Source organism: Belnapia sp. AC561, assembly GCF_979252845.1.
Window position 1 is genome coordinate 1 of record NZ_CEEDBP010000089.1, and the last position, 4841, is coordinate 4841.

Genomic DNA, 4841 nt, shown 5'->3' on the forward strand with positions numbered 1-4841 from the left:
TTCACCCCAACCGAGTGCACTAACTACTTTACCGCCGCAGGCTATGACGCAGACTGATAGGAAAACGCTCTAGCGGCCTTGTTCGCGGGCCGCCAGCTGCTGGATCTGGCCACGCATCGCCTGGAGCAGGGCGGCGATCTGGCCGTTGTTGCGCTGGATCACGCTGGAATACTCGCTGCGCTGGGTCAGGCGGAGCGACGTCCCCTCGGCGATCACATCGACGACCTTCGGCTGGCCGTTGATATCGCCGACGCGCCAGTCGAGCGAAAAGGCGGCGCTGTTCGGACGCTCGATGACGGTATTCACCAGGACATCGTCCTCGGTCCGCTGCTGGGTACGGCCGAGCGAGAAGCGCACGCCCTGATATTCGCCGAACCGCGCCGAGAGATTGCGGATCAGCGTCTCCTCGAAGAGCTTGAGGTATTCCTGCTGCTCCTGCGGCGAGGCGGTGCGCCACCAGCGGCCGATGATGAAGCGGCCGACGCCCTCGATGTCGACGGCCTGGCGCAATACGGCCGAGACCTTTTGCCGGCGGGCAGCCAGATCGTGTGCCTGGTCGTTGATGGCGGCGACGAGCTGCTGGCCCGTGGTCTGGATGAAGGCGGAGGCGCGGCCGATGTCGGTCTGCGCCGCTGCCTGCCGGCCAGCGGCACCGGCGGTCAGGATGATGGCGGCCCCGAACAGGCCGCGGCGATTGATGTCGTGCATGCTGGTCGGTCTTCCTGGCAAGCGTATCAGCGTTGTTGCGTCGGGCCGGCACCAACCCCGAAGCCGGTGCTGCCGGCAGAGGACGGGGTCGACCGCGTCGGGTCATTGCTGATCTCGACGGCACGGCGCTGGCGGTAGACGCTGCGCAAGGTGGCGTAGCTGTCGAGCGAACTACGCTCCAGATCATCCAACGGTTCGATCAAGCCTTCGCGGGTATCCACCACGGTGGCCCCGGTGCGGCCATAGGTCAGGCCATTCACCACCGCGCCCTGGCCGAACCAGGTCAGCGGATCGGCGACGATGCCGAGGCCGAAGCCGACCAGGTCGCGCGGGTTCGAAGGGCCGAGCACCGGGATGAAGATATAGGGCCCCTCGCTTACGCCCCAGCGTGCCAGGGTCTGGCCATAGTCCTCGGCATGACCGGCGACGCCGAACTGGCTGGCGGCGACGTCGAAGATGCCGCCGATGCCGAGGGTCGAGTTGATGAGGAAGCGGCCCAGCGTATCGCCGGCGCGGCGCGGCTCGCCCTGGAGCATGTCGTTGGCAAGGATCACCGGGGTGCGGAGGTTGCCGAGGACGTTGCGCACGCCGGTGCGGACCGGGCCCGGTACCACGGCGCGATAGCCGACGGCGACCGGACGCAGCACATAGGTGTCGATGCCCTGGTGGATGGCATAGAGCCGGCGGTTGGTGGGCTCCGCCGGGTCATTGGTCTGCTCGTATTCGGCCAGGGCCTCCGGATCGGAGGCGGGTGGCCGGGTGGCGCAGCCCGCGAGGAGCAAGGTGGCAAGCAGTGGCAGGGCGCATGCAGCGCGCGCCAGCGACAGGGTGGGGCGGATCGGCTGGCGCATCGGTGACGTGAACCTCTTGCGTCATGATGGGAAAGTCGCAGTTGAATGCGGGAACCGGCGAGGGCGATTCAGCCCTGCATGACCCGGTGCGACCCTGGGATGGATGTGGCCATAGCACCGAATGGCAGTGTCCCGTAACGCCCGAAACTGTATCCGACCGCAACGCTTGCGAACGTGACCCTGCATAGGCAAATAAGACGCATGGACCAGACCCTTCCCGGCACGTTGCAACGTTGGCTGACCGGCCCCCGTTTCGGCGGCTTGCCGAATTTCGCCGAACTGCCCGTCCCGCAACTGTCTTTCGAGTTCTTCCCGCCGAAAAACGACGCGCTGGAAGCCCAGCTCTGGTCCTGCATCCGCCGGCTGGAGCCATTGGCACCGCAATTCGTCTCGGTGACCTATGGGGCCGGGGGGACGACTCAGGCACGGACCCATGCAACCGTCGCACGGCTGGTGCGCGAGACGAGCCTGACGCCGGCGGCGCATCTGACCTGCGTCGGGGCTTCCCGCGCGGAGGTCGATGAGGTCGCGCGGAGCTACTGGGATGCCGGGGTCCGGCATATCGTGGCGCTGCGCGGCGATGCACCTGCTGGGGCTGAGCGCTACGAGCCGCATCCGGACGGCTATGCCTATGCGGCGGATCTGGTCGCCGGGCTGGCCAAGGTCGCCCCCTTCGAGATCAGCGTCGCCGCCTATCCGGAAACCCACCCCACGGCCTTGAACGCCGACCATGACCTGGACAACCTGAAGCGCAAGATCGATGCCGGGGCGACCCGGGCGATCACGCAGTACTTCTTCGATACCGATGTCTACCTCCGCTTCCTCGACCGCTGCGCGGCCGCGGGCATCACCACGCCCATCGTCCCGGGCATCATGCCGGTTTCCAACTTCACCCAGATGAAGAAATTCTCCGCCATGTGCGGTGCCGGGGTGCCGGACTGGATGGGGCGGCTGTTCGAGGGGCTGGACGACGACCCCGAGACCCGGCGAATGGTCTCGGTCGTGCTGGCGGCGGAACAGGTGCGGCTGCTGCAGGCGAATGGGGTGGATGAGTTCCACTTCTACACCCTGAACCGGCCCGACCTGGTCTATGCCATCGCCCATATCCTGGGCGCGCGGCCGGGCCTGGGGCAGAAGGCCTAGCTACTCCACCCGGATGCCTTCGGCATGGATCAGCGCACTCATGCGGTTGCGCTGGTCCGTGAAGAAGGCCTGGAACTCCGCGGTGGAATTGCCGACCGGGATCATGCCGATCTCGCCCAGGCGCTTCACCGCCACCGGATCCCGCATGCCGGCGGCAGCGGCCTCCTGCAGTTTGGCGATCACCGGCGCCGGGGTGCCCATCGGCACATAGAAGCCCAGCCAGTCGTAGACATCGAAACCGGGGTAGCCCTGTTCCGCCACGGTCGGCACCTGGGGCAGGCTGGCGATGCGGTCGATGGTGCTGACGGCGAGGCCGCGCAGGCGTCCTTCCACCACCAGCGGCGTCGCCTGGGGCAGGGTGGAGAAGACGAATTCCGCATCCCCGGCCAGGATCCCGGCAATCGAGGCGGCCCCGCCCCGGTAGGACACATGGTTCGCCGTCACCCCCGCCTGGCGCAGCAGCAGCGCCGGAGCCAGGTGGGTCGCCGTGCCGGTGCCGGAGGAGGCATAGGGGATCTGCCCCGGCGAGGCCTTCAGCCGGGCCAGCAGCGCCGGCAGGTCCTTGGCCGGATGGTCGGCCCGCACCACGCAGATCAGCGGCGATTTCACCATCTGGCTGACCGGCGCCAGGGTGGTGGCGAAGTCATAGGGCAGGCCGGGGATCAGCAGGTGGTTCACGGCGCCGGCGGCGGTATCGGCCAGGGCGGTATAGCCATCGGGTGCCGCCTGGGCGACCACGCCTGCCCCGACCGAGCCGCTGGCGCCGGCCCGGTTCTCCAGCACGATCGGCTGCCCGAGGAGTTGCTGCATGGCCGGGGCGGCGAGGCGCATCGGGATATCGGCGCCACCGCCGGGCGGCCAGCTCACCACGATGCGGATGGGTCGGTTGGGATAGGGGCCGGCCGCCTGCGCCCGCACCAGGCCCGGCAGGGCCAGCCCTGGCAAGGCCGCAGCCGCGCCCAGCAGTGACCGGCGGCGGAACAGATGCGGCATCATGGGACCTCCCTCGCTTTTGCCCCATCCTGCACCCGAGCCGCAGGGGTCGGAAAGGCTTTGAGATGCGATGGGCGGGCAGCCTACACTCGGCTCAACGACAAGACGGAGGAAACAGGCGATGCAGTTGAACGCCGACCAGACCCGCCAATTCCACGAGGATGGCTGGCTTTTTCTGCCCGAGGCCTTCACCCCGGAGGAAGTTGCCGTCCTGGCGCGGGAGGCCGAGGCGATCTACGCCGCGAACCGCCCCGAGATCTGGCGCGAGAAATCCGGCGCGCCCCGCACCGCCTTCGCCGCGCATACCTTCAACGAGGCCTTCCGCCTGCTCGGCGCGCATCCCCGGCTGATCGGTCCGGTGGAGCAGCTCTTCGGCGAGCAGCTCTACATGCACCAGTTCAAGATCAACGCGAAGGCGGCCTTCACCGGCGATGTCTGGCAATGGCACCAGGACTACGGCACCTGGGCCCGCGACGACGGCATGCCGGAGCCCCGGGCGATGAACATCGCCGTCTTCCTCGATGAGGTCATGCCGATCAACGGGCCGCTGATGCTGATCCCGCGCAGCCAGAAGCACGGCACGCTGGCGGCGGGGCACGATACCTCCACCACCTCCTACCCGCTCTGGACGCTGGACGACGAGGTGGTGACGAAGCTGGTGGCCGAAGGCGGCATCGTCGCCCCGACGGGGAAGCCGGGCGGCGTGCTGCTGTTTCATGGCAATCTGGTGCATGGCTCCGCGCCGAACATCACGCCTTACCCGCGGAAGATCGTCTACCTGACCCTGAATGCCGTCTCGAACTACATCCGCAAGCCCACCCGGGCGGAGTGGATCGCCCACCAGGACTTCACCCCGATCCGGCCGGTGGCGGATGTGGCCCTGACGGATTATGCCCGGGCCTATCGGCAGGCGGCGGAATGACCGGTAGCCGGCGCCGCTAGCCGGCCATCGAGCCCCACCGCCCGGGTGATGGCGAGGGGGATCAGCGGGCGGGCGACGCCACCGAAGGGCTGAGGGCCAGCAACCTGACGCCGTGCCAAGCACAGCAGGCGACGACGGGGATGAAGGGCAGGGGCCGCCAACCGGTTGGAGGAGTTCGCAGGCTGTTCTATATCTCGCCCCGTGTCAGCACCACTCCCCACCCC

5 protein-coding genes are annotated in these 4841 nt (G+C 68.1%); 2 read left to right on the forward strand and 3 right to left on the reverse strand.

Going from position 1 to position 4841, the window contains the following annotated elements; translation table 11 throughout:
- Positions 1-69 precede the first annotated feature (69 nt).
- Both AC0IW9_RS30030 and AC0IW9_RS30035 read right to left on the reverse strand, forming a co-directional pair.
- A complete protein-coding gene (locus AC0IW9_RS30030; protein ID WP_471651972.1) occupies positions 70-708 on the reverse strand; it encodes an MlaC/ttg2D family ABC transporter substrate-binding protein in 639 nt (212 codons plus the stop codon).
- A gap of 26 nt (positions 709-734) precedes the next feature.
- The gene (locus AC0IW9_RS30035) at positions 735-1559 is read right to left on the reverse strand and encodes an MlaA family lipoprotein (protein ID WP_471651973.1); all 825 of its coding nucleotides are present in this window, start codon (positions 1557-1559) and stop codon (positions 735-737) included.
- A 201-nt stretch (positions 1560-1760) separates the two neighbouring features.
- Here AC0IW9_RS30035 and metF point away from each other — a divergent pair, with 201 nt between their 5' ends.
- Positions 1761-2702: a methylenetetrahydrofolate reductase [NAD(P)H] gene (metF, locus tag AC0IW9_RS30040; protein ID WP_471651974.1), complete on the forward strand. Its 942-nt coding sequence runs from the start codon at positions 1761-1763 to the stop codon at positions 2700-2702.
- Here the strand turns inward: metF and AC0IW9_RS30045 are convergent, their stop codons facing one another.
- The gene (locus tag AC0IW9_RS30045; protein ID WP_471651975.1) at positions 2703-3698 is read right to left on the reverse strand and encodes a Bug family tripartite tricarboxylate transporter substrate binding protein; all 996 of its coding nucleotides are present in this window, start codon (positions 3696-3698) and stop codon (positions 2703-2705) included.
- Between the two features lie 118 nt (positions 3699-3816).
- Here AC0IW9_RS30045 and AC0IW9_RS30050 point away from each other — a divergent pair, with 118 nt between their 5' ends.
- A complete protein-coding gene (locus tag AC0IW9_RS30050) occupies positions 3817-4617 on the forward strand; it encodes a phytanoyl-CoA dioxygenase family protein (protein ID WP_471651976.1) in 801 nt (266 codons plus the stop codon).
- Positions 4618-4841: the final 224 nt, after the last annotated feature.

Bases quoted from the DNA above. Each gene is read 5' to 3' on its own strand.
- AC0IW9_RS30030 (WP_471651972.1), bottom strand. From the start codon at position 708: ATGCACGACATCAATCGCCGCGGCCTGTTCGGGGCCGCCATCATCCTG.
- AC0IW9_RS30035 (WP_471651973.1), bottom strand. From the start codon at position 1,559: ATGCGCCAGCCGATCCGCCCCACCCTGTCGCTGGCGCGCGCTGCATGC.
- metF (WP_471651974.1), top strand. From the start codon at position 1,761: ATGGACCAGACCCTTCCCGGCACGTTGCAACGTTGGCTGACCGGCCCC.
- AC0IW9_RS30045 (WP_471651975.1), bottom strand. From the start codon at position 3,698: ATGATGCCGCATCTGTTCCGCCGCCGGTCACTGCTGGGCGCGGCTGCG.
- AC0IW9_RS30050 (WP_471651976.1), top strand. From the start codon at position 3,817: ATGCAGTTGAACGCCGACCAGACCCGCCAATTCCACGAGGATGGCTGG.